Origin of the sequence: Billgrantia ethanolica (genome assembly GCF_021404305.1) — a bacterium.
Lineage (GTDB): Bacteria > Pseudomonadota > Gammaproteobacteria > Pseudomonadales > Halomonadaceae > Halomonas > Halomonas ethanolica.
Genome location: NZ_JABFTX010000033.1, coordinates 1 through 336 on the forward strand (window position 1 = coordinate 1; position 336 = coordinate 336).

Below are 336 nucleotides of genomic sequence, written 5' to 3' on the forward strand. Positions count from 1 at the left end.
AGCCTATCACGCTAGTGGCGAGCGAGCAGAGCGCCTGCTGTCATGAGGGCTTATCAGGCCCTGCGCTGGTGCAGCCGACGCTCCAGTTGTTCCAAAAGGGTGGTCTCACCTCGCAGCCACGGACCGAGCAGGCGCATGGAGAGCGGAATGAACAGGAACACCATTAGCGGGGTCAGCGCCAACGTGCTGAACATGACCTTGGGTAACAAAGGCAAGTGCACAAGAAAAGGGCCTGCAAGCCACTGGAACGCAAGTGATACCGGAAAGAAGGCCAGCCAGATGGCAATCGCCTGCTTCCAGCGCGGCGGCGTCTTGCCGGTGGCCTCCTGGAACCAT

At 60.4% G+C, this 336-nt stretch carries 1 pseudogene; it reads right to left on the reverse strand.

Annotated elements, in window-relative coordinates:
- Positions 1-53 precede the first annotated feature (53 nt).
- Positions 54-336 (reverse strand): annotated as a pseudogene (locus tag HOP53_RS21375) (antibiotic biosynthesis monooxygenase); the annotation flags it as partial.